This is a genomic window from Paenibacillus phoenicis, from assembly GCF_034718895.1.
Taxonomy (GTDB): Bacteria; Bacillota; Bacilli; order Paenibacillales; family Paenibacillaceae; genus Fontibacillus; species Fontibacillus phoenicis.
Genome location: NZ_JAYERP010000001.1, coordinates 106,918 through 128,859, shown reverse-complemented (window position 1 = coordinate 128,859; position 21,942 = coordinate 106,918). Strand labels below are relative to the sequence as shown.

The window sequence follows — 21,942 nt, the reverse complement described above, 5'->3', positions numbered from 1 at the left end:
TAAACCCCTCTCTTGTACATTTGCGCTTGGACCTCAAGCTCAACTCAATTGTAAAAAGCGCCCCCATGTATATCCATAACGCAATGTTACTATTCATAATGGAAAACGACTTTCATCGGCTCCCCTCAGTTTGAACCCCTGCTATAGCTCGTTATCACCCCGTATTCAGCCGCGTTTCCAGCTCGGACGCGTTCGGATTCAGCGGCAGGCGGATCGTCACATTCGTCCCGATGCCAAGCCGGCTGAAGATTTCCACCCCATATCGTTCCCCGTAAGCCAGTTTGATTCGGTCGTCGACATTTTTGATACCATAGCCGGATTGATTGCTTGATTTATTAAACGCCTCCTCCAGCCGCTGGCGGGTCATGCCCTGTCCGTCGTCGATAACCTGCAGCAACAGATCCTCTCCTTCCGCCTTGAGCTTGACGATAATGTTGATGCCGGTCTCACTCCAGATCGCGTGATGGATGCAGTTCTCGATAAATGGCTGCAATATCAACTTGATCACCGTCCGGTTAAACAACGACTCGTCCAAATCGTAGTGCATATGCAGCATCCCGCGGAACCGGATGGCCTGAATAGAAACGTAGTTTTTGACTAACTGGATTTCCTGTTCCAGCAACACCACCCGTTTGCCCTTGTTCAGCGAGATTCGATAATACTTCGATAAATGGTTAACCATCTGATAGACCTGCATGCTGCCTTCCTTCAAAGCCAGCGAGGAGATCGAGGACAACGTATTGTATAGAAAATGCGGATTGATCTGCGCCTGCAGCGTCGTCAGCTCCGAATCCTTTACGGCGATTTCCTTAACGTATACCTCATTAATCAGTTCCTGAATACGCGCCGCCATCTTCTGGAACGCGTACGACAGCTGCCCGATCTCATCGTTTCCCATCGGCATGCGTTGAACCTGGAAATTCCCCCGCTCCACCTTGCGAATTTGCTGCAGCAGCCCCTCAATCCGTTTCGTGATCACCTTCGCCGTCACGAAAATGAGCAGGGCGGCAACCGCGATCACAGTGACCGAAATCCAGACAATCCGTTTAGTCGCTTTATTCGTATTGGCGAGCAGTTCGTCATAAGGGACGGTAATTACCGTCGTCCATCCGTTGCGTAGCTTTTTGTAGGTAAAAAACAACTCCTGTCCGCCAATCCGCTTATCAAATTTCCCGCTGGACAACGTTAAATCCGCTTGAATGGGATAAAGGTCAAACAGCTGATTCCCCTTCATCGCCGCATCACCGGAGCTGATCACGCGGCCGGTCTCGTCGATGATGTAGACGCTCTTATTAACGTTCTCTTTTTCGATCAGGGAATAGATTTCCTTGTCGTCGATATTGATCGTTAGAATGCCGTAAGGGTGCGACAAGCTAAAGTAACTGAGCGAACGGGCCAGCGTGACATAGGACGTGCCGGTTTGCGGATCTTCGATATGGGTGTAAACCGGACTCCCGGCCGCATTCAGCGCTTGCTGCTTCACCGTTTCCGGCAGCTCCTCGGTATATCGGATGTACTGCTTATCGGAATACAACGTCTTGTTATCGATGTAAATGGTGATGCCCTGAATATTCGCGTTGGAAATCATCATGGAGGACATCGTCCGATTGATGTAGCGGAACGCATCGAGATAATAATAGGCCTGTTCGTAATCGTTGGACAAAAAGTTCCGCAGCTGCGCATCCATATACAAAATATTGGTCAGCTGCTCATAATACCCCAGCCGGTTTTCAAGGTTCGTATTGATCTGATTGAGCGTCCCGCTTAACGAAGCGTACGTCTGCTCCGTAATCGTGTTCCGCGTGGAGGTATAGGAATAATAAATCAGCACGGAGCACGGGATAAAAGACACGAGAAGGAAAATAATAAACAGCTTGTTGCGCAGCCGAAGATTGGCGAACCAATGATGCCTGAACAAGGACAACCGCCGAGCGATCGGGTTCATTCCTTCCGTCCCTTTAAAGATTTTTTCGATATTCATTTGGCGTGACTCCTTGGTTTTTCACGAATAAGGAAATGAAATAGGACGTGCTCTCGTAACCGATTTTCTGGGCGATATCCTGTACCTTCAGCGATGGATCCGCCAGCATCTCCTTCGCTTTCTCCAGGCGGATGCGAGTCAGATAGTCGTGAATCGTCATCCCGGTTTTGTCCCGGAAGATCGAGCGCAGATAGTTCGGCGACAAATACACTTGGCTGGACAAGCTTTGAATGGTGATCGGCTCATGATACGTATTATCGATGATCTGGCAGACCTGATGCACCAGCTTGGCGTTCTTGTCCGTGGCCCGCTCCATCAGCAGCTCCAAATAATGCGCTGCCGCCCGCCAAATCGCCGCTTCGATCTCCTGCAGCGTCTGACAATCGTAAACCGATTGATACAGGGCGGCACGTTTGACCGGTTCGGCCTGGCCGTTTAAGCTCGGACTGTGAATCTGTTCCTCCAAGCGGTCCAGCAGGTCGATCGCCCACTCGTACACAAGCGATTTATCGATCCGCAGCTGGCGAACGTTTATGAGATAATCATGCAACATCGCTTCCGCCTCTTCGCTGCGCAGCTGCTGCAGCGCCTCCAGCCACGCCTGCTCCGGGAAGGGCGGCAGCGTGCCGTAGCGGTATCCCGGTTTGACGTCACCTGCGACCAAAATCTGCCCCGGCCCAAGGAAAAAACGCTCGTCTCGCAAGCTGCGCACCCGTTCATACAGTTGGGCGATGCCGGCCGGTTCGACCGCTTCGTTGCCGATGGCGAGCGTGACTGACAGCCCCAACAATCCCCGGACCGTCTGCTGCAGCGTCCCCCACTGCTCTCGCGTCATGGCGGGCTGGCTTCCGCTTTCGGGTTCAGCCGCGATAAAGATCGCCAGCTCCCCTTCCTGCAGCACAGCAACCACCGCGTCCTTACGGACGGCGTGGAAATATTCCTCCGTCACCTCGGGCAGACGGGAGATCGCGGCTTCCAACGAACCCGCCTCCCCTGTGCCGTCGGGCTCTCCGCCGTTGATGCCGCTTGCGCTGCGGTCCGCGCTGCAAAGCGCCAGCGAATAGGAAGGGCCGGAGGCTCCTCCCCGTTCCAGCTTGCGAAGCTCGGCGGTGAGCTGCTCCTGCCGAACCGGTGATTTTTCGTGGAGTAGCTCTTTCAACAACTTGGCTTTCGTCATCTGAACCGATTTATATTTTAAACGTACCTCTTCGCACTTTTGCTTCACCCGCGCCATTACTCCGGAGATTTCCTCCAGATCCAGCGGCTTAAGCAAATAACCGACCGCTCCGACGTGCAAGGCTGATTTCACATAACTAAACTCGTCATGACCGGTCAGAAATACAATCTGCATCCAGTCATACTGCTCCCTGACCCACCTTGCCAACTCCAGGCCGTCCATGAAGGGCATCTGGACGTCTGTCAGCACAATGTCAGGCTGAATGGCTTGGATCTTCTCTTGGGCATCCTTCCCGTTGATGCCGACGCCGGCGACGTATATCCCCATCTCCTCCCAACGGATGAAGTCCCGCATCATCTCCAATTCCAATTGCTCGTCGTCCACCAGAAAAATGCTGTACATGCCGCAAGCCCCCTTCGGTTGTCTTTCTATGCCTGATCACCGTCCTGGGAGGACGGTCCTTTCAACTTACGACTTCCTGCGTCCACTTTAATTATAGCGCTTACATCTTCGGGAGCTGAATCCTCCTTTCGCATGAAAGTTATTTTCAAGCATGATTCGATGTTTTGCTTTATCGACACGGATTTTTCGGGGGTCTTATAATTTTTTTAAGCCATAGGCTGGACGTCCTGACTTGAACTTGAACTAGAAAACCAATGCGAGGTGCCGCTATGCAAACCGACTTGAAGCTACGTGAAGGCACGGACCTGAACCTCCCGCGCCGGAAAGTTTGGCCCGTCTTCAAACAACAAAAATACCTGTTCCTCTTGATGCTGCCGGCGCTCATCTGGGCGATCCTGTTCGCCTATGCTCCAATGGCCGGATTGTATATGTCGTTCGTGAACTACCAGCCCACGCTCGGCCGTTTCTGGTACAGTCTGTTCCACAGCGAATTCGTGGGATTGCAGTGGTTTCGTTATTTTTTTAATAACGGCGATTTCCTGATCATCCTGCGCAACACGTTGGCTTCGACGTTGATTACACTCCTGTTCTCGTTTCCGATGCCAATCCTGATCGCGCTGGCCATTAACGAAATCAAAAACGTCCAATTCAAAAAAATCGTGCAAACGTCCTCCTATTTGCCGTATTTCATCTCCTGGGTTATCGCGGCCAACATTATCGTTACGCTGCTGTCCTCGGATGGTGCGGTGAACGCGTTGCTGAAGTTTTTCCATATTACCAATGAGAGCATCCTGTTCCTGCAAAACGGCAAGTACTTCTGGTGGATTGTCGCCTTGGGCAATACGTGGAAGGATATGGGCTACAGCTCGATCATGTATTTGGCGGCGATCTCTTCCATCAACCCGGAATTGTACGAAGCGGCCAAGGTGGATGGGGCCAACCGGTTTAAGCAAATCCGTTATATCACGTTCCCGCATCTAAAGCCGACGATCGTCATCCTGCTGATTCTGGCCATGGGCGGCATTCTGAACGCCGGGTTCGACCAGCACTTCCTGCTCGGGAACGATTTGACGAAGGATTACTCCGACGTGCTCTCAACCTACTCGTTCCGCTACGGGATCCAGAACGGGATGTTCTCTTACGCTTCCGCTGTCGGCATGTTCAGCTCGGTGGTCGCCTTTATCATCGTGGTGATCGTCAACCAAATCGCGAAAAAAATCAACGGCCAGTCCTTATTCTAAACCTGGCATGGAGGGAACTGCATGAAAAATCAAAAAACGATGACCGAGCATCTGTTTGATGCGGCCTTGTACCTGTTCCTGACGTGCATCTTTCTCGTCACGTTTTATCCGTTCTGGAACATCCTGATCATCTCGCTGAACGATGCGACGGACTCGCTGCGCGGCAACCTGTATTTCTGGCCGCGAGAGTTTACGACAGCCAGCTATATTACCATCTTCCGCAACCCGGAAATCTGGAGTGCGCTGCAGGTGACGGCGCTGCGGACAGTGATCGGGACCGCGGTGTCGATTATCTGTATCTCCATGCTGGCTTACTCCTTAAGCAAACGGTATTTGCTCGGCTGGAAGTATTTTTCGTTCTTCTTTGTGTTTACGATGTATTTCGGGGGCGGCTTGATTCCAACGTATATGGTGATCAAGGCGTTGGGGTTAATTGACTCGTTCTGGGTGTTTATTTTCCCGGGGCTGATCGGAGTGTTTCTGATGATCCTCGTTCGCACCTTCATCGAGCAGTTGCCCGGCGAAATCGAGGAATCGGCCAAAATCGACGGCGCCAACGATTTGCAGGTTTTCGTCCGCATCGTTCTTCCGCTGTGTGTACCGGTGCTGGCGACGATTGGCTTGTTCCTGGCCATCGGCCACTGGAATGCTTGGTACGATTCCTATATTTACACGTATAAACCGGAGCTTAAGACGCTGCAGGCCGTTCTGGTCAAGATCCTTAACCAATTCCAGACCGGCGCGATGATGACCGATGCCCAGCAGCTGGCGCAAAACGCCAAGCGCATCCCGGTCTCCAGCGAAAGCATTCGGATGGCGGTCACGATGGTGGCGACGCTGCCGATCATCATGGTGTACCCGTTCGTGCAAAAATATTTCGTCAAAGGGATCATGATGGGCGCGATCAAAAGCTAACAATTAAGAAACCCGTCGCGGCGATTGCCGGACGGGTTCTGTGTTTGTGGTTGGCTCTTGTTTAGGCTGATCTGGGCTTAGCCAAGGGCGTGCTCCTGCCGGATCAATTCCAGTAAAGCGCGGCAGCCCTGCTGCACCAGGCCGTAGACCTCTTCGAAATTCCCGGTGTAATACGGATCGGGAACTTCCTTTAGCTGCGATTCCGGCACCAGATCCAAGAGTTTCACGATCCGGGCATCGGTCTTGCGGGCCAACGCCTTCAAATCACGTTCGTTCTGGTTATCCATCGCAATGATATAGTCAAACTTGGCAAAATCGTCCTGCGCCACCTGCCGCGCTTTCAGCCCTTCATAGGAAATGCCGTACTGATCCAAAATGCGGCGCGTGCCGTGATGCGGCGGATTGCCTGTATGCCAGTTGCCGGTTCCCGCCGAATCGATCACAAACCGTTCGCTGAATCCAGCTTCGTTCACCAGATGCCGAAAGACGGCTTCCGCCATGGGCGAACGGCAAATGTTCCCCAGGCATACAAACAACACTCCCACTTTGCGCTTCTCGTTTTCCATGGTTCTCCTTCTTCCTTCCTGTCACCTATCTGCTCAACACTCTCTCTTAGCAGATAGTACTATAGGTTAAGCCGGAGAACAACCATAGCTCAGTCGAAGCTTCAGCCTTTGCGCACCACCGGAATCCAGATTTCACTTCGATAGTTGGGCAGGGAGGTGTCCGGGCTCTCGTTCCATAGGAGCTCCGGTCCTTCGACCAGCTCGTAATGAGCGGACGGGAACCACTCGGAATAAATCCGTCCCCAAACGTTCTGCAGCGCATCCGGGAATGGGCCGACGGCAGTGAACACCGCCCATGTCGAAGCGGCCACCGCAAGCGATGCATAGCCGTCCGGGCAAACCTGCGTTGTCGCCACGCCAAGATAATGGTCCAGCTCCCCCTGCTCCTCCATGCGCCCTTCCGAGAAATTAATCGACGCGCTGATGATCCCGGCCGGTTCGAGATTGGACAACCCCTTCAGCTGAGCGATCTTCTCCGGGGTTAACTGCTGCGCCATTTCTGCGATATGCGGATTTACTCCGTGAAATTGAACCGGCACCCGCTTGTGCAGGCCGACGATCCGAAAAGCATCTTTGTCTACGATCCGATAATTCATTTCATTTCCTCCTCGTATAGTATCTTTAAAAAGCTCTTTTAGGTTCATTTCCATCCCCCCGGGGGATGGAAAACAGCCTCCAAATTTTCAGCTTGTTCTTTGAAAATTCTATCAGGGACTGGACTTTCCGGTATGCCTCTGGACAATGGAACGTAGGGTCCATTCGGGGAAATCCTTCTGCCTCCAGTAGCATCGTCTACTCCTTAAGTCTGTTTCTCCGGTACGCGTCTGAGCTTCTTACCCGCTGGCTGTTCCCTTCGGCATCCCATGCCCGGTTTTAGCAGATCCGGGGCAGCTCATGGCCCGAAGTGTGTCCTCATACGCGAGGGTGATAGATCTGCGCGTGCGCCGGAGGCATCCCGGAGCGTCCATTCCCTGAATCCCTAGCGAAAGGAGGAATTTCACTTGAAGCTTTTTGTCGGTATTGACGTGAGCTCGCAAGAGCTCGAAGCGTGTTTCATGAACGCTGACGGTGACAAGCTTGAGACACTCACCGTCAAAAACAATTTGAATGGCGCCTCGCACTCACAATCTGCTGAGCTACCGGATGGCTGAGGTCCAGCGCGTACGTGTTCAGATAGGTTTTGATCAAGTTCCCCTGCTCGTCCTTCAGGCAGATGTCACGATGGGTTAATCCCGTCCCCTCGATCGGCAGGTCGATCCACTCCTCATAAATCGTAAACGGCGTCGAATATCCGCCCGCTTTCAGCCCTTTGGCATGCACATAGTCGATGAACTTGGTGATCGATTGTTCAAAAGGCAGGCCGCTTTCCGGTTGAAAACCGCCGAGGAAACGGAGCGCGTATTCTCCGTCGCCCGCCTGCTCGGCGCCAAAATGATCCGCGTCGGCGCGGCCGGATATGACGGCACCACCCCCTACCCTGAGCTGTACGACAAAACGGTGCGCTATCTGAAGGAAGCAGAGCGCCTGGCCAAGCAATACGGCGTCAAAGGGGTCGTGGAAACGCATCATCTGACGATCGCGCCCAGCGCCAGCCTGGCCCATCGGCTCGTCAGCCACTGCGATCCCGATCAGATCGGCGTCCTGTACGATCCGGGCAACATGGTGCACGAAGGGTATGAGCAATTCAAAATGGGACTTGAGCTGCTGGGCCCCTATCTCGCACATGTCCACGTCAAAAACGCCGCCTGGTCGCAGACCGGTACGCGCGAGGACGGCACCGCAGCCTGGCGCTGCGAGTGGTCGCCTCTGGCGGACGGCGTGATCGATTACAGCCGCCTGCTCCGGGACCTGAAATCCGTCGGCTACGACGGCTACCTGGGGATCGAGGATTTCAGCGGCCACTACGGCTCGAAAGAAATGCTCCGCCAATTTGCCGAGTTTATCCACGAAAGGATGTAAGGCGATACGATGTATGCACAACAACAGAAGCCCTCTTTTCAAGCGAAGGACGGAATGAACTATGCGCCGAAGGGACGTCCCCATGCCGTCGTGAAACCCGGTGAATTTATATTTGCTGCGGTGCACCTCGACCACGGGCATATTTACGGCATGACCGGCGGCCTGGTCGAAGCCGGAGCGACCTTGAAGTGGGTGTATGATCCCGACCCGGCCAAAGTCCAGGCGTTCGTGGAGCAGTACCCGCAAGCCGCCCGGGCAGACAGCCTGGATCAAGTGCTCTCCGACCCCGAGGTGCGGCTCGTCGCTGCAGCGGCGGTGCCGTCGGAGCGCGGTCCGCTGGGGCTTAGGGTGATGGACGCCGGGAAGGATTATTTTACCGACAAGACGCCGTTCACCCGTCTGGCCCAACTGGAAGCTGCGCGTCAGAAGGTACGCGAAACCGGACGCAAATATATGGTCTATTACAGCGAACGCCTGCACGTGGAATCCGCCGTGTATGCCGGTCAGCTCGTTCAGCAAGGGGCGATCGGGCGCGTGCTGCAGGTGACCGGGTTTGGTCCGCACCGGCTGAATGCGGGTTCGCGGCCGGAGTGGTTTTTTCAGAAGGAAAAATACGGCGGTATTCTCTGCGACATCGGCAGTCATCAAATCGAGCAGTTTCTGTTCTATACTGGGTGCAAGGATGCCCAAGTGCTGCACAGCAAGGTAGCCAACTATCATCATCCCGAATACCCCGAGCTGGAGGACTTCGGCGACGCGACGTTGGTTGGAGATAACGGGGCGACGCAATATTTCCGCGTGGACTGGTTTACGCCGGACGGACTCAGCACCTGGGGAGACGGACGGACGTTCATTTTGGGCACCGAAGGGTATATTGAGCTGCGCAAATACGTCGACCTCGCCCGGGATGCGGAGGGCGACCATGTCTACCTGGTGAATCAGGACGGGGAGCAGCATTTTGCCGTACGCGGGCAGGTGGGCTATCCGTTCTTTGGCGAGCTGATTCTGGATTGCCTGAACCGCACGGAAAACGCCATGACCCAGGAGCACGCCTTCAAAGCCGCAGAGCTGTGTCTAAAAGCTCAGCAGCAGGCACTTCGCGTCACCCCAACTTACTAGGACAGGAAGGGACCTTACGATGACGATGCAAGAACCGATCGGCGCGGCGATTATCGGCTGCGGAGCGATTTTTCCGCTGCATGCCGGGGCTGTGCAGCAACTGGACGGCGTGAAGCTGAAAGTGGTCGTCGACAGCGATGCCGCCAAGGCAGAGCAGGCCGCAGCGGCGTATTCCTGCGAAGCGGCCAGCGATTACCTGACCTTGCTGGATCGTGACGATATTCAAGTCGTCCACCTCTGTACGCCCCATCACCTGCATGCGGAGATGGCGACGCAGCTGCTCCGTGCCGGCAAACATGTGCTGACGGAAAAACCGCTCGCACATGACCTCAAAGCGGCGGAGAACCTGGTGGCAGAAGCTCGGCGCAGCGAGGCACAGCTGGGGGTTGTTTTTCAGAATCGGTATAACGACTCATCCCGAAAAATCCGCGAATTCCTGGAATCGAAAACGCTGGGCCGGCTCATCTGCCTGAAAGGCATCGTCACCTGGCACCGGGACGAAGCTTATTATACCGACAGCCCATGGCGGGGCCGCTGGTCGACGGAAGGCGGCGGCGTGCTGATCAATCAAGCGATCCATACGCTTGACCTGCTCCAATGGTTCGGCGGCGAAGTCCTCTCCGTCCAGGGGAGCGTCACTGCCGACGCCCTTGGCGACGTGATCGAGGTGGAGGATACGGCGCATGCCAGCCTCCGGTTTGCGGACGGCGTTCACGGGTTGTTTTACGCCACCAATGCGTACCTCACCAACACCCCAGTTGAACTGGAGCTGGTGTTTGAAGGCGGCACGCTGCGTCAGCGGGACGATTGCCTGTATTTGACCCGGGACGGTCAGGAAAGCCTGGTCTGCGAACCGCCGGCGAACCTTAACGACGCAGGACAAATCATCGGCAAATCCTACTGGGGCTCCAGCCATCAGTTGTTAATCGCCGACTTTTATGACCGCGTCCGAACAGGAACTCGCTTTGCGATTGACGGCGAAGAAGGCCTCAAAACGCTGCGGCTCATCGATGAGTTGTATCAATCCTCTCGGACGCGGAAATCCAGATAAACACTAGATACTGAGAACCGGGAACTTACGACATAAACAAACGGAAAATGGAAAATCGTTGCGAAGCGAAGGACCGTTCCTTACGAGGGGCGGTCTTTCTTGTATCGGGGAACATACCAGAGGGGATGGCCGAGGTTACAGCCGTTTTCTCATCCTGGTGAGGATGGTAACCAGTACCGAGTTGAAGCCTATGGGTACTTTAGACCGCTCACGCTTTGACTTCTCCCGCTCCCTGCGCCGGATTTGCTCAGCCAGCAAACACCGGTCCAGCTCCTGGCGAAGATCCCGAATATACTGTTTGGCAACGTCCAAGTCGTTCAGATACATCGTGCTCCACCTCCTTTTCGTCATTAGTTAAAGATCTCCATAATTGGATAAACACTTCCTGCTTGATCCTTCCCTATCATAACGCCGCAGTTGCAGCCGCGTAAGGGTACAAAACACCTTAAGTTCTTTTTTCCTCCCTTCTTCCTCACAAAATAAAAGCGGCCACCTTTGTTTTATGCAAAGGGGTCGCTTTTGTTCACGGCGTTCCACACGCCAGCGGCTTTATAGATAAAAATGGCGAATCCAATCGGTAGAGTTGACGCTACGTTAGCTGACCAGGTGCCCGCCGGGAAATAGGCGGAGTTCTCTTCGCCCGCTGCCGCGCTTGCTCCAGCGTGCGGTAGCGGAACTCCAGCAAGGCTCGGCCGATCTCCGGCGTCGTAAAGGTAAAGAAGGGCAGCACGTACATTTCGGTATCCCAGAAATAATGCCCTTCGTACCCTTCGCCGGTGAGCCCCTTCGCGGCCATGCTGGTCATGCCGTCGCGTCCAGCCGACTGCAGCAGGCCAAACGCATTAAACCGCAGCCCCTGCTGGAGCGCGGGATCGCTGGCAATTTCCACGTCGGCGCGGCTCCAGAACGCGTCCAGGTAAGCGTGCTGCTCCTCAGCCAGCCCGTCAAAGCCGCGGCTCTCGGCCAAGCGCAGCACTTCTTCGCTTCGCATCCGCAGCTCTTCCTCCCGGGTATCCCGGGTCGTATGAACGCTAATGAATTTGCTCAGCGACAGGTCCGCCGAATGCTCATAAGGCTGCTCGTTCATCCTTTCACCGAGCCTCCCATCAGCCCTCTAACAAAGTACTTCTGCAGGAGGAAGAAGATCGCGAGCGGCATCAGCATCGAAATAAACGCGGCGGACGTCAGCAAATGCCAGTCGTTGCCTCTCGAACCCACGAGATCGGCGATTTTCATCGACATCACCTGTACGCTTGGCTGGTTGCCGATGAAGATCAGCGATACCAGGTAATCGTTCCAGACCCACAGGAACTGGAAGATACTGATCGAAGCGAGCGCCGGCACCGACAACGGCAGGATCAGCCGGGAGAAAATCGTAAAATGGCTCGCCCCATCGATAAAGGCCGACTCAAACAAATCCTTGGGCAGTTGGCTGATGAAGTTATACATAAAGTACGTGACGAGCGGCAAACCAAAGGCCGTATGCGCCAACCAGATCCCCAGATAGCTGCCGTTCAGACCCAGCGCCGTATAGTCCTTCAACACCGGGATGAGCGCAACCTGCAGCGGAATGACCAGCATCGCGATGATCACCACGAACAGCGTTTTGCGGCCAGGGAACCGCAGCCAGGCGAAGGCATAAGCGGCAAACGAAGCGATCAGCACCGGAATCACCGTTGCCGGAACGGCGATCGTTAGCGTGTTCCAGAACGCCTGGGACAACCCGGTCCCTTTCTGAATCGATTCGCTGCCATCGGCGAGCTTCAGCTTATATTCCTTACCGGACAGCACGTTCTTATAATTCTCCAGCGTCAGCGCCGGCTTGAACTCCCAGCCCTGCTCCTGGACGTGGATCGTGCGGGCCCGGCGATTTTCCCAGATCAGCCGCTGTCCGTCTTTTACTACCCCGGCTTTCAGCTCGTCGTCACTGTAGGTTTCTCCGTTCACTTCAATCGGTTCGCGCAAGTCGATATCCTTGGAGAGCTGAATCGTTTCCGCATTCGTCCATTCCCGGTGCGGGAACACGTTCCACCAACCGGTTTGCAAAATGTCTGCCGCCGGCCGGAAAGAAGAGATCAGCAGCCCCAGTGTCGGGATGAGCCACAATAAGCAGATGAGACCGAGAACGAGGTTAACTACCGTTTTGCCGCGTTTGCGTTTATGCAATTTCGTGCCCGCCATTAGAATCCCCCCTGCTTGCGGATCTGCCGCAGATTAAAGAAGATGACCGGCGTTACGGCAATCAGCAAGACGATCGCCAGCGTGGACCCGTACCCGAAATTACGGTACATGAAGAATTGCCGATAGAACTGCGTGGCCACCACTTCCGTCCCGTATTGTCCGCCAGTCATGACCATGACCACGTCGAAAATTTTGAGCGTAAACACAATGATCGTCGTCGTCACCGTCAGGATTGTCACCGAGATATACGGGATGATAATGCGGAAGAAGATTTTGATCTCACCGGCCCCGTCCACACGTGCCGCTTCCAAAATATCCTCTGGAACCCCTTTGATCGCCGCGGAGAAAATGACCATGGCGAACCCGGTTTGCATCCAGATCAGAATTAAGATCAGAAACAGGTTGTTCCACGGCTGCAGCATGCTGGTCCAGGCTTGCGCTTCACCGCCTAGAGCGGTGACGATGGCATTAAACAGACCGATTTGCTGGTCGCCGGGCTGATAATAATAAACAAACTTCCAGATGACGCCCGCCGCCACAAACGAGATCGCCATCGGCATAAAGATAATCGACTTGGCGATTTTCTCGTAGCTGCTGCGGTCGGCGAGGATGGCAATCAGCAGCCCAAGCGTGACGCAAGCAAGCGTGCCTAGGAACACCCACAGCAGGTTGTTGCGCAGCGCCGTTCCCATCAGCTTATCGGTGAAGATCGCCGCATAGTTGGCGAGCCCAACGAATTTCTCCGACGAGGCGTTAAAGAAGCTCAAGTACAACGTCCGTACGGCAGGCAGCACCAGCAGCCATCCCAGCAAAATCACGGCCGGACCGATGAAAATATACGGCAACACCTTCCGCCGCACCTGCTCCGGATACTGCTCCACCGCCCAGTTAAAGGTATAGAAAAGTAAGTACACGCCGAGTACGCCCCATAAAACGGCGAAGATCGCAGTCAGCAGCGGATTCAGCGTCGAGTCGCGGAAAAAGCGGAAGATCAGGCCGTGTCCGGCGGCATTCGCGACCAGGACGATCAGGGTGAAGAGCACGGCCCTCAGGCTGACGATTCGCTTGGCCTCTGAACTCATCATGACCCCTCCTAAATGTTTTGTGAGCGTTACTTCCTGAACCGGTTGGATTGATGAAAAAGGAAGGGGCGTGTGTGCCGGAACCCACGTTTCGGCTCGCGCGCCCCTCCGCGGTGCTTTAGTTATCGTTTATGCCGCAGATCCAGAATCGGGCTTAGTTATTCCAGCCTTCCTGAATTTGCGCCAACGCTTCATCCAGTGTGGACGTACCGCTCACGTAGTCGGTCATGCCTTTCCAGAAGGTACCGGCACCTACTTTACCCGGCATCAGGTCAGAGCCGTCAAACCGCAGCGTGGTCGCATCCTGCACGAGCTGAGCCATACGACGATCGGCCTCGGAAGTATACCAGTCAAGCGAAGCATCGTTCATCGGAGCGATCACGCCGCCGGATTGTACCCACGATTTGATCGATTCGCCTGTCGTAAAGAATTCCATAACCGCACGAACTTCAGGACGATCGTTGAACATGGCATAGATATCGCCGGCTACCAGCACCGGTTTCCCATATTGCTCGTCGATCGGCGGCAGATAGAACCAGTCGTAGTCTTCGTCGATCTTCGCCGTTTCCGGGAAGAAGCTGGTGATAAAGTTCGCTTGACGATGCAGCCAAATCTTCGGCGGGTTGTCGAACATCGGCAACGCCGAATCCCCAAATGCTGTCGTTACGATCGATTTCGTTCCGCCATACACGTAATCCGGATTCATCCAGATTTCCGACATTACTTCAACAGCATGCTTCACTTCAGGGGAAGTGAACGGCAGTTCACCGCTAACCCATTTATCATAGTTTTCCGGCGAGGTCGTGCGGAGCATGATGTCTTCTACCCAGTCGGTAGCCGGCCAGCCTGTTGCCGCGCCGCTTTCGATACCGATCCCCCAAGCCGTGTCGCCGTCCTTGGCGATTTGCTCCGTCAGCGCCATCAGCTCATCCCAAGTTTGCGGAATGGTATAACCCGCTTCCTCAAATTGCTTCTTCGGATACCATACCAAGCTCTTTACGTTACTGCGGTTCCAAATGCCCGCCATAATTTTATTGCCGTCCTTATCTTCCATCGTCGCCATGTCAAGCCAGCTTTGGTTGTAGTTCACCTTCAGCTTCTCCTGGTCGAGTATGTTGGTCAGATCGATGACCTTACCGGTCTTGGCAACGGCAGCCAGCAGACCCGGTTGCGGGAAGTCCGCGATGTCGGGGGCGTTGCCGCCGTCTACACGGACGTTAATGGTCGCTTCGAACTCTTTGGAGCCTTCGTATTGAATGTCGATGCCTGTTTTCTCCTCGAACTCTTTGATGCTGGTTTCGAATTTCACTTGGTCAGCATCTACGAACGGACCAAACATCGTAACTTTCGTCCCTTTATATTCACCTTTCAACGCCAACTCCAGCGGAGAGCCGGTGGAAGTGTCATTGGTTGCGGCGGTATCATTTGTGTTCTGTTCCGTGGTTCCCGTATTAGCCGGAGCCGCCGGTTCATTATTTGCCGCATTGTTCCCTCCGCCGCAGGCGCTGAGGAGAAGTGTGAACGATAACCCGCTAACGAGCAATAAGGAAGTCCATTTTGATCTTTTTTTCATTGACCCTACATCCCCTTCGATATGATTTAGGAACAACCATCTGTAGGTCAGACGACCTTTATTCGATTCCGGCGAATCACCTCCTTAATCAAGCTTTTCAGCAGCAGGCGACGATAAATATAGGCCTGTATCCGTTTTCAATTCGGTATAAGTGTATGACCTACCCAGCCGGAATGTTCCGCTTTTTTGAAAAGCTTTTCAGAATACGATTCAAATGGTTCGTGGTGAGTGTTGGAATGTGTGAGTTGTGTTACATTGCGTGTGTTGTGTTACGATGTGTGTTACGTTGTGTATGTTGTATTGCGTTGTATGTGTTGTATTGCGTTGTGTGTGTTATTACTTGGCTACACCGTGGTTCTTTCCCGTGAGGATTCCCTTACGACCAGCTTGTGTTGGAGGATCTCTCTGGGCACCGCCACGCTCCCGGTCGTCAGCAGCTCATGCAGCTTCTCTGCAGCACGGTGGCCTAGATCATAGATGGGTTGGGATATCGTGGTCAGCTTAGGAATATACATGCTGGCCATGCGGTGGTTGTCAAAGCCGATGACGGACACCTGCCCCGGGACAAGAATGTGCCGATCCCGAAGATACGAAATCGTCCCCATGGCAAATTCGTCGGCAACGCAAAACACCGCGGTCAAATCAGGATGCTCGGTAAACAGCTCATGTGCCGCCTGATACGCATGCTCAAAATAGTGACTGGCAAATTTCACGTTTTCGATATTCGATGTCAGTCCGTATTCCTTCATGGCCCGAACAAACCCGGCGAATCGCGGCGGGCCTGAAATGGAATTGTCGTGATTGAAGCCAATCATACCGATTTGGCGATGACCAAGCTCGATCAGGTAAACGGCTGCGTCATAAGCTGCCGCCTCGTCGTCGACTTCGACGCACGGAATATCGTAGTCGTCCGAATGGGACGACACCATGACACAGGGGATGCGGCAACCAATCAGTTTCTCGTAATACTCCGGAAACATTTTGTCGCTCGCAAATACGATCCCGTCCACCTGCTTCTCATGAAACGTATCGATATACGACAACATCCGCTCCTTATCACGGTCCGTGTTGCAGATCATCAGGCTGTACCCCAGCTTGTTGCAGGCATCCTGCATTCCCCGGATCATTCCCGCGTAATACATGTTCTCAATATCGGGAATCAACAATCCTAAGGTAAAAGACTTCTTGTAAATCAGTCCGCGGGCGAACGCGTTCGGCTGGTAGTTCAGTTCCTGAATCGCCTCCAGCACGCGCTTTCGCTTGCTCTCCACCACCGTACCCGGCGCGTTCATGACGCGCGAGACCGTACTGATGGAGACCCCCGCCTTTTTAGCAACATCACGGATCGTTGGTTTGCTTTTGTTTTTGTTCATCGTTTGTATCCTCGATTTGAAAAGCTTTTCAATGCGATTATAACAAGGGATTTTTTCGATGACAAGATTTTTTTGAAGCGCTTACAATCCTAGGGGTGACCCTAGCCCGTCCGCCCCCTTTCTCACCTTTATCCCTTTGAGTCCGGCTACTCGTAAGCACTCCCCCATTGGCATTTCCCTACCTAAGAAGTTCAAATGCAGCGTAAACGGACTGACTGGGGGCCAGACGATATACCTCGTTCTTGCTCTAACGGAACCAGATGACGCTAAAGTCCATTTCCCGCGAGATTTCCCGTTCTAACGGAACGTAAGGCCGTTATTGGACGTAAATCAACCTCGCTCTAGCCTATTCGAGCCAAATAACGTCATCTGATTCCGTTAAAAGTTCCGACCAGCTGCTTCCATGCGAAATAAGGGCTGTACGTTCCGTTAAATCCATTCATTGAGCATAACTCAACTTAATTGCTGGCCGCACGCCATCCCTTGCCAGACTGACGTTGATAGCTGCGGATGCTGCATCCCGTACCGATAAAATGGGCGCGCGAAGGTAAATTGCCCTGCGTGCGCAGCCACCACCAGGAACAGCCCATCTTCTGACCGTTTCGCAGCACATAATTGACTTCCTCGCCCTTGTCATAGACATAAAGGCTGCAGCCGTCGGGCTTCTTCAATTTCGCATAATCCGTCCCTACGGCGGTCAGCCAGTCCTTGCCAAGGCTTGCGGTGAATGCCTTCACCTCCGCTACACTCAGCAGAAACACGTTGTCCTCCGTATCGGGGCAGCCTTCCCCGTTATCTGTGCAATAAGCCGGCTCGATCAACGCTTGCTCTTCCGGGCTAAAGGCAGCAGCGAAAAACTCCTCGTTTAACCACTGCCGCAAATCGCAGTCGCGCCAGATGATGTCTACGGCATCCCGCCACGAAACATCCGCGCTTTTCCCGTGATAAAAGCTTGCAGTCCAAAATCTCTTCACTCAACAGAAACAACTCGTTGCCTGAATTTTGGAGAATCCGCCATACGATCGGCTGTACCGTCCGATCGGCTGTACCGTCCCATCGGCTGAATGGGGGTACGAGCCGAAGGTCATCCGTTCCCCCGGATGAATCGCATGATGGAGCGGCATAGAAGCAGGTTGATGGTTACCATCCATAAGACTCCCCTCCTCTTCTTCAGTCTATCTATTTTACAACAAGTTCCCAGGGGGGCCGCAACAACTAATCGATGAGACTTCTTCTTCGGCCAATAACAAGCGACCATAGGATCTAGTGATCTAGTGATCTAGTAACTTACTGACTTAGCGATCTAGTGACAAAGTAACCAAGCATCAACTACATTGACACACATAGTAATATGTATTACATTGTTTCAAAAGAGGTGAACAAAGTGAACGACAGCGCCATCAGCCGGGATTTGATCCGCGGCCACATCGATACGATTATTCTTCGGGTGCTGCTGGAGGAGGGAGATAACTACGGGTATGAGATCATGAAATCCATCTCCTCCATTAGCCAAGGACGTTACGAATTGAAAGAGCCGTCGCTCTACACCAGCTTAAAGCGATTGGAGGCCCAGAAGCTGATCGAATCCTATTGGGGGGAAGATCGCAGTTTGGGCGGGCGGCGCAAATATTACCATGTCACCCCTGCGGGAGCCGAGGTTTACAAAGCCAATTTGGCGGCATGGAAATTTTCCCGCGAGATCATCGACGTTCTGATCGAGAAACAGGAGGGATCCCCATCATGAATTCGTTGCAAAACCACGTGGATCGTTTATTTGCCGGCTACCCGGCAACCGGACGAAACCGTGAGATGAAAGAGGAAATCATCGGTAATCTGGAAGCCAAAGTCGCCGATCTCATGGCTGGCGGAATGGATTACGAACAAGCCGTCCGAACGGCAACATCCAGCCTCACCCGCATCGACGGGCTGATCGACGAACACCCGCTGATCTATGTAAACCGCTATCGTTTGGAATGGATGCAAAAGATGCTGTTTTTAGCCATCATTCTGTGGATCTTCACTATTCCATTACGTTTGATCGAACGCACGCCGTTAAGTTTCTTCCTTCTGGGCTTCGTCCTGGTTCTTGGCCTCTTTTATCTCGTGCTGCATTTAACGTGGCGCGGCCAAGCGCTTGAAGTAACGGCTCCGCGACATATCGCGGCGGCCCGGCGGCGAAGCCGAATCGTGTGGCTGCTGTGGGGGCTGTTCATTCTTGTCACCCTGCTCGCGATTACGGCCCTCCGGTTCGGGAGCAATATCTGGTTTGGCTATCAAGTGAAGATCGGCGGTCCTTATCAGTTTGCGCTACTGGGCATCCAATACGCCAAGCCGTTTCTCACGATTGGGATTCCGCTGGCGTTCCAGCTGAGCGCTTCGTTGCTGACAAAACATGAAGTAGGTGATTGGGAAGCATGACGACGAGACAAACCTTCAAACGTTGGAACATCGGAATTTTCGCCCTGCTCCTTGCCGGATTCGTCTGCTTGGGCGTGGTGGAAGGCGTGGCGCTACCGCGCCAGGATAAGCAGGAGGCGCTCTACAACGAAGCGCAAAACAATCCGCTGACCCATGACATCACCCGTACGGCCTCTTTTGCGACACCTTACATGGGCAATGCTTCTAAAGTTTCGGGCCTCTTCCTTTCGCTCCCCCTGGGACCGATTCGTTCTTTTGCCCTTGATCCGGACGTGTTCACCGTGCAAGTGAATCTGGATTCTTCGGTGCCGATGGCGGATGTCGATCGCGATCGAGCGTATTTATACAGCGTCACGGCCGCTTTTGCTTATATCGATAACCTGGAGGCCGTGATTTTTAACGAAGGTTCGGCGGCCTACCGTGTAACGCGTGAAGAACTGCTAGACTGGTACGGCGTAGATCAGTTTTCGTCTTTAACCACCGACCATGCCGCTTGGCAAGCTGCGGTGCAAAACAAGCTGACAGATCGGGATTACGCGTGGCGAGCGTTCCAGGAGCTTTTCCATGAGACCGAGACTCTATCCGTTTAACGCTTCCTTCTCCCAACGCTTTTATCTGATAAAGCCCCTTTACCGCACTCATCTCTAAGGGAAAATCAAAAACCGCATTTACAACCGGATTCATCAAAAAATTTAAAAAAGTCGATCAGGAATGAACTTCCTGACCGACTTTTTTTGCATGTCAATTACTTCTCCTCCCGCCTCTTAATCATCTCCAGAAACTCGAGAATGATGTCGGAAACGGCGTCCTCTTCGGACATATGAATATACTTGCTTATATGCACAATATCGCCTTTAAACAGCTCGATTAACTTTAACGTCGCATCGGGATCGTTATCCCTTGCTTTCTGAAGCAAACTCAGGAACTCTTCATCATCCGGGACAACTCTTTGATCATCTTTCGTTTCCATTTGTTCACCCCTTGCTGACTCATATTCAACTCGCGGGCGACTTCCCCCTCCGTTTTGTCCTGTAGATAGATTTTGGAGATGATCGTTTTTCCCGTCGTAGAAGGAAGCGCATTGATCAGCTGTCTTACAACAATTTTATTATCAGAAGATGAGGTGAAGCAGGTTACGGCCGGCTCGACTCCATTGAATGAACATTCCCGTTTTCTGACGACTCTCGCTCTGTATTGAACCCTCCATGCAATACGATAAACTTCTTTCCGATATTGCTCGTACACGGTATGTTGTTCCTTCAAAACTACCTCCCCCTTTCATTTTCATCTTCTATGTATAGGGAAATTTTTAAGGGGGTTATACAACCATAATTATATAAGTAGTAATGATTATAACATTTTTTCTATATTTTGGTTGTGCCATGACAAACTTTTTTTCCCCATATAGTGAAGGGCCCGAAAAAAGTTCAAGGAGGTACCCATGATGCAGGTTGCAGATATTGTGTCGTTGGTTGCTAATGTTGGCTTTCCCGTCACACTTTGCTTCATCCTGATCAAATATGTGCTGCAAACCGTTGGCGATAAATTGGGCAACATCGAGGCTTCCTTGCAGGCTCTCTCCGAAGAAGTGCAGCGGCTGGATGATATTCTGGGCGAAGATCGGCAGACCTCAGGAGCCTCCGGCAGCAAAGAATCTAGGAAACTGTGAAAATCCTCAGGCCTAAGGTTGTACCGCAGATGCGGGTAAAAACACCCCTATTTATATCTATGACGGGCCCGGCAAAGTTAGAACGATTGATGTCATAACAAAAAGCCCCATGCTGCTCGCTATCCCTTTGGTTCAAGGTTGGCGAAGCATGAGGCTTTTTGCGGGCTAGGAAAGTTTAAGATTGTTCCTTACGGTGATTTTAACCCTTGGTACAGTGCATCAAGCAGCCGGTGCGTCCGATCGCAGCCATACTCCCAGAACATCACCCCGGCCAGTTCTTGCGCCTTGACGTAATCGCATTTACAGCGGATCGATGCTTCATCGTCATAGGAGATAAACGTTTGGCCGTCAAACAGATACGGCGCTTTCGCCTCCTCATCCCAGTAACGGACAAATCCGTTGCGGTCGATATACTCGGCGGCTAATGCAGTAAAGTCCGGGCCGTACCCACCCGGGCCGGGAGACATTTGATACAGCCCGCGATTCACGTTTGGTACGTCCTTCCACATGCGTGAATAAAACGCTGCGCCGATGACGATTTTCTCCTTGGGCACCCCGGCCTGAATATACAGGTTCACCGAGGCGTCAACGCTGATGCGGAACAGGTCCCCGGTTCCTGTGTACAGGTTGGTGTGATGCCCGGTCAACGTCTGGAAGCCGCCGCGCATGTCGTACGTCATCAGCTGGACGAAATCAAGGTAACGCTGGACCTCAGCCATCTCCGTACCGTCAATGTAATATTGGTCCGCCCCAGCGGCGATCGTCAGCCCATAATGGCGGCCATCCCGTTCGCCTTGCCGATCCAGCGCCTCTCTCATCGTCCGCAGCAGCAGCGTGAAATTCGCCTTGTCGTCCGGGCTGGCAGCAATCCCCGCCTCGGCATAGCAGGGATACTCCCAATCCAGGTCGACCCCGTCAAGCGCATATTCCGTGACGGCGCGGACCGCCGACTCGGCCATTGCCTGCCGCCCGGCTTCCGTTGAAGCGGCCTCCGAGAAGCCGCCGGCGCTCCAGCCGCCTACGGACAGCAGGACCGTCAAGTCAGGATTCTCCCGTTTGAGTTCGGGCAGCAGGCCCAAGTTTTGCAAATGTCCCGTTTGAATCCGGTCCTCTCGCACATGGCCAAAGGCGATATTGATATGGGTCAGCTTCTTCAGCTCTTCCTTCGTCAGTTCAGGGAGGTGGCGGTCGCTAACGTATCCCGCCACCACATAGTTCCGGCTCATTTGGTGCTC

The 21,942-nt window shown here is 53.4% G+C and carries 24 protein-coding genes and 1 pseudogene; 9 read left to right on the top strand and 16 right to left on the bottom strand.

All coding sequences use genetic code 11. From position 1 onward, the window contains the following. Positions 1-154: 154 nt before the first annotated feature. Both U9M73_RS00545 and U9M73_RS00540 read right to left on the bottom strand, forming a co-directional pair. Complete coding sequence (locus U9M73_RS00545; protein WP_009224681.1) at positions 155-1,981, bottom strand: sensor histidine kinase; 1,827 nt, start codon at positions 1,979-1,981, stop codon at positions 155-157. Continuing rightward, positions 1,959-3,560: a response regulator transcription factor gene (locus U9M73_RS00540; RefSeq protein WP_009224680.1), complete on the bottom strand. Its 1,602-nt coding sequence runs from the start codon at positions 3,558-3,560 to the stop codon at positions 1,959-1,961. Before U9M73_RS00540 ends, U9M73_RS00545 begins: the two co-directional genes overlap by 23 nt. Before the next feature lie 269 nt (positions 3,561-3,829). Here U9M73_RS00540 and U9M73_RS00535 point away from each other — a divergent pair, with 269 nt between their 5' ends. Continuing rightward, positions 3,830-4,801: an ABC transporter permease gene (locus tag U9M73_RS00535; RefSeq protein WP_323075883.1), complete on the top strand. Its 972-nt coding sequence runs from the start codon at positions 3,830-3,832 to the stop codon at positions 4,799-4,801. Between the two features lie 21 nt (positions 4,802-4,822). Next, positions 4,823-5,716, top strand: a complete 894-nt coding sequence (locus U9M73_RS00530) for a carbohydrate ABC transporter permease (RefSeq protein WP_009224678.1) — start codon at positions 4,823-4,825, stop codon at positions 5,714-5,716. Between the two features lie 77 nt (positions 5,717-5,793). On the opposite strand, the gene U9M73_RS00525 is transcribed toward U9M73_RS00530, so the two are convergent. The 3 genes and pseudogenes from U9M73_RS00525 to U9M73_RS00515 form a co-directional block, all read right to left on the bottom strand. Beyond that, positions 5,794-6,282: a low molecular weight protein-tyrosine-phosphatase gene (locus tag U9M73_RS00525; protein ID WP_323075881.1), complete on the bottom strand. Its 489-nt coding sequence runs from the start codon at positions 6,280-6,282 to the stop codon at positions 5,794-5,796. Between the two features lie 101 nt (positions 6,283-6,383). Further along, positions 6,384-6,908, bottom strand: a pseudogene (locus U9M73_RS00520) (GyrI-like domain-containing protein); the annotation flags it as partial. A 466-nt stretch (positions 6,909-7,374) separates the two neighbouring features. Continuing rightward, positions 7,375-7,602 carry a hypothetical protein gene (locus U9M73_RS00515; protein ID WP_323075880.1) on the bottom strand — a complete coding sequence of 76 codons (228 nt, stop codon included), beginning with the start codon at positions 7,600-7,602 and terminating at the stop codon, positions 7,375-7,377. A 24-nt stretch (positions 7,603-7,626) separates the two neighbouring features. Here U9M73_RS00515 and U9M73_RS00510 point away from each other — a divergent pair, with 24 nt between their 5' ends. Genes U9M73_RS00510 through U9M73_RS00500 form a run of 3 tightly spaced genes read left to right on the top strand, consistent with a single transcriptional unit; the run spans position 7,627 to position 10,411 of the window. Next, positions 7,627-8,241 carry a sugar phosphate isomerase/epimerase family protein gene (locus U9M73_RS00510; protein ID WP_323075878.1) on the top strand — a complete coding sequence of 205 codons (615 nt, stop codon included), beginning with the start codon at positions 7,627-7,629 and terminating at the stop codon, positions 8,239-8,241. A gap of 9 nt (positions 8,242-8,250) precedes the next feature. Further along, a complete protein-coding gene (locus tag U9M73_RS00505) occupies positions 8,251-9,360 on the top strand; it encodes a Gfo/Idh/MocA family protein (protein ID WP_323075877.1) in 1,110 nt (369 codons plus the stop codon). 19 nt (positions 9,361-9,379) lie between these two features. Next, positions 9,380-10,411, top strand: a complete 1,032-nt coding sequence (locus U9M73_RS00500) for a Gfo/Idh/MocA family protein (protein ID WP_323075875.1) — start codon at positions 9,380-9,382, stop codon at positions 10,409-10,411. A gap of 135 nt (positions 10,412-10,546) precedes the next feature. On the opposite strand, the gene U9M73_RS00495 is transcribed toward U9M73_RS00500, so the two are convergent. The 8 genes from U9M73_RS00495 to U9M73_RS00460 form a co-directional block, all read right to left on the bottom strand. Next, positions 10,547-10,738 carry a hypothetical protein gene (locus U9M73_RS00495; protein ID WP_036644918.1) on the bottom strand — a complete coding sequence of 64 codons (192 nt, stop codon included), beginning with the start codon at positions 10,736-10,738 and terminating at the stop codon, positions 10,547-10,549. 262 nt (positions 10,739-11,000) lie between these two features. Beyond that, the gene (locus tag U9M73_RS00490; protein ID WP_323075874.1) at positions 11,001-11,498 is read right to left on the bottom strand and encodes a hypothetical protein; all 498 of its coding nucleotides are present in this window, start codon (positions 11,496-11,498) and stop codon (positions 11,001-11,003) included. Continuing rightward, positions 11,495-12,592: a carbohydrate ABC transporter permease gene (locus U9M73_RS00485; RefSeq protein WP_260069777.1), complete on the bottom strand. Its 1,098-nt coding sequence runs from the start codon at positions 12,590-12,592 to the stop codon at positions 11,495-11,497. Before U9M73_RS00485 ends, U9M73_RS00490 begins: the two co-directional genes overlap by 4 nt. Continuing rightward, positions 12,592-13,677, bottom strand: a complete 1,086-nt coding sequence (locus U9M73_RS00480; RefSeq protein ID WP_407673853.1) for a carbohydrate ABC transporter permease — start codon at positions 13,675-13,677, stop codon at positions 12,592-12,594. The genes U9M73_RS00485 and U9M73_RS00480 overlap by 1 nt, the downstream gene beginning before the upstream one ends. A 151-nt stretch (positions 13,678-13,828) precedes the next feature. Next, on the bottom strand, positions 13,829-15,247 hold the full coding sequence (locus U9M73_RS00475; protein ID WP_323075870.1) for an ABC transporter substrate-binding protein: 1,419 nt from the start codon (positions 15,245-15,247) through the stop codon (positions 13,829-13,831). 344 nt (positions 15,248-15,591) lie between these two features. Next, complete coding sequence (locus tag U9M73_RS00470) at positions 15,592-16,620, bottom strand: LacI family DNA-binding transcriptional regulator (protein WP_323075868.1); 1,029 nt, start codon at positions 16,618-16,620, stop codon at positions 15,592-15,594. Positions 16,621-17,078: 458 nt separating this feature from the next. Beyond that, positions 17,079-17,594, bottom strand: a complete 516-nt coding sequence (locus tag U9M73_RS00465) for a DUF6273 domain-containing protein (protein WP_009224663.1) — start codon at positions 17,592-17,594, stop codon at positions 17,079-17,081. After that, the gene (locus U9M73_RS00460) at positions 17,595-17,771 is read right to left on the bottom strand and encodes a hypothetical protein (protein ID WP_323075863.1); all 177 of its coding nucleotides are present in this window, start codon (positions 17,769-17,771) and stop codon (positions 17,595-17,597) included. A 233-nt stretch (positions 17,772-18,004) separates the two neighbouring features. On the opposite strand from U9M73_RS00460, the gene U9M73_RS00455 reads away from it, so the two are divergent. Genes U9M73_RS00455 through U9M73_RS00445 form a run of 3 tightly spaced genes read left to right on the top strand, consistent with a single transcriptional unit; the run spans position 18,005 to position 19,628 of the window. Then, complete coding sequence (locus tag U9M73_RS00455) at positions 18,005-18,364, top strand: PadR family transcriptional regulator (RefSeq protein ID WP_036644910.1); 360 nt, start codon at positions 18,005-18,007, stop codon at positions 18,362-18,364. Further along, positions 18,361-19,038, top strand: coding sequence for a permease prefix domain 1-containing protein (locus tag U9M73_RS00450; RefSeq protein ID WP_036644908.1), 678 nt, complete (start codon positions 18,361-18,363; stop codon positions 19,036-19,038). Before U9M73_RS00455 ends, U9M73_RS00450 begins: the two co-directional genes overlap by 4 nt. Next, positions 19,035-19,628 carry a DUF4825 domain-containing protein gene (locus U9M73_RS00445; RefSeq protein WP_323075861.1) on the top strand — a complete coding sequence of 198 codons (594 nt, stop codon included), beginning with the start codon at positions 19,035-19,037 and terminating at the stop codon, positions 19,626-19,628. The genes U9M73_RS00450 and U9M73_RS00445 overlap by 4 nt, the downstream gene beginning before the upstream one ends. A 155-nt stretch (positions 19,629-19,783) precedes the next feature. Here U9M73_RS00445 and U9M73_RS00440 read toward each other — a convergent pair whose 3' ends face one another. Both U9M73_RS00440 and U9M73_RS00435 read right to left on the bottom strand, forming a co-directional pair. Beyond that, on the bottom strand, positions 19,784-20,008 hold the full coding sequence (locus U9M73_RS00440) for a hypothetical protein (RefSeq protein ID WP_009224659.1): 225 nt from the start codon (positions 20,006-20,008) through the stop codon (positions 19,784-19,786). Continuing rightward, complete coding sequence (locus U9M73_RS00435) at positions 19,957-20,301, bottom strand: DUF1492 domain-containing protein (RefSeq protein ID WP_009224658.1); 345 nt, start codon at positions 20,299-20,301, stop codon at positions 19,957-19,959. Before U9M73_RS00435 ends, U9M73_RS00440 begins: the two co-directional genes overlap by 52 nt. 178 nt (positions 20,302-20,479) lie before the next feature. Here U9M73_RS00435 and U9M73_RS00430 point away from each other — a divergent pair, with 178 nt between their 5' ends. After that, the gene (locus tag U9M73_RS00430; RefSeq protein WP_009224657.1) at positions 20,480-20,707 is read left to right on the top strand and encodes a hypothetical protein; all 228 of its coding nucleotides are present in this window, start codon (positions 20,480-20,482) and stop codon (positions 20,705-20,707) included. Between the two features lie 188 nt (positions 20,708-20,895). On the opposite strand, the gene U9M73_RS00425 is transcribed toward U9M73_RS00430, so the two are convergent. Beyond that, a complete protein-coding gene (locus tag U9M73_RS00425) occupies positions 20,896-21,933 on the bottom strand; it encodes a glycoside hydrolase family 18 protein (RefSeq protein WP_009224656.1) in 1,038 nt (345 codons plus the stop codon). Between the last annotated feature and the right edge of the window lie 9 nt (positions 21,934-21,942).

Excerpts from the sequence above, each read along its gene's own strand:
- U9M73_RS00460 (WP_323075863.1), bottom strand. The coding sequence starts at position 17,771 with ATGGATGGTAACCATCAACCTGCTTCTATGCCGCTCCATCATGCGATT.
- U9M73_RS00450 (WP_036644908.1), top strand. The coding sequence starts at position 18,361 with ATGAATTCGTTGCAAAACCACGTGGATCGTTTATTTGCCGGCTACCCG.
- U9M73_RS00530 (WP_009224678.1), top strand. The coding sequence starts at position 4,823 with ATGAAAAATCAAAAAACGATGACCGAGCATCTGTTTGATGCGGCCTTG.
- U9M73_RS00545 (WP_009224681.1), bottom strand. The coding sequence starts at position 1,981 with ATGAATATCGAAAAAATCTTTAAAGGGACGGAAGGAATGAACCCGATC.
- U9M73_RS00425 (WP_009224656.1), bottom strand. The coding sequence starts at position 21,933 with ATGAGCCGGAACTATGTGGTGGCGGGATACGTTAGCGACCGCCACCTC.
- U9M73_RS00470 (WP_323075868.1), bottom strand. The coding sequence starts at position 16,620 with ATGAACAAAAACAAAAGCAAACCAACGATCCGTGATGTTGCTAAAAAG.
- U9M73_RS00500 (WP_323075875.1), top strand. The coding sequence starts at position 9,380 with ATGACGATGCAAGAACCGATCGGCGCGGCGATTATCGGCTGCGGAGCG.
- U9M73_RS00535 (WP_323075883.1), top strand. The coding sequence starts at position 3,830 with ATGCAAACCGACTTGAAGCTACGTGAAGGCACGGACCTGAACCTCCCG.
- U9M73_RS00445 (WP_323075861.1), top strand. The coding sequence starts at position 19,035 with ATGACGACGAGACAAACCTTCAAACGTTGGAACATCGGAATTTTCGCC.
- U9M73_RS00485 (WP_260069777.1), bottom strand. The coding sequence starts at position 12,592 with ATGGCGGGCACGAAATTGCATAAACGCAAACGCGGCAAAACGGTAGTT.
- U9M73_RS00475 (WP_323075870.1), bottom strand. The coding sequence starts at position 15,247 with ATGAAAAAAAGATCAAAATGGACTTCCTTATTGCTCGTTAGCGGGTTA.
- U9M73_RS00525 (WP_323075881.1), bottom strand. The coding sequence starts at position 6,282 with ATGGAAAACGAGAAGCGCAAAGTGGGAGTGTTGTTTGTATGCCTGGGG.
- U9M73_RS00490 (WP_323075874.1), bottom strand. The coding sequence starts at position 11,498 with ATGAACGAGCAGCCTTATGAGCATTCGGCGGACCTGTCGCTGAGCAAA.
- U9M73_RS00505 (WP_323075877.1), top strand. The coding sequence starts at position 8,251 with ATGTATGCACAACAACAGAAGCCCTCTTTTCAAGCGAAGGACGGAATG.
- U9M73_RS00540 (WP_009224680.1), bottom strand. The coding sequence starts at position 3,560 with ATGTACAGCATTTTTCTGGTGGACGACGAGCAATTGGAATTGGAGATG.
- U9M73_RS00440 (WP_009224659.1), bottom strand. The coding sequence starts at position 20,008 with ATGGAAACGAAAGATGATCAAAGAGTTGTCCCGGATGATGAAGAGTTC.
- U9M73_RS00480 (WP_407673853.1), bottom strand. The coding sequence starts at position 13,677 with ATGATGAGTTCAGAGGCCAAGCGAATCGTCAGCCTGAGGGCCGTGCTC.
- U9M73_RS00430 (WP_009224657.1), top strand. The coding sequence starts at position 20,480 with ATGATGCAGGTTGCAGATATTGTGTCGTTGGTTGCTAATGTTGGCTTT.
- U9M73_RS00495 (WP_036644918.1), bottom strand. The coding sequence starts at position 10,738 with ATGTATCTGAACGACTTGGACGTTGCCAAACAGTATATTCGGGATCTT.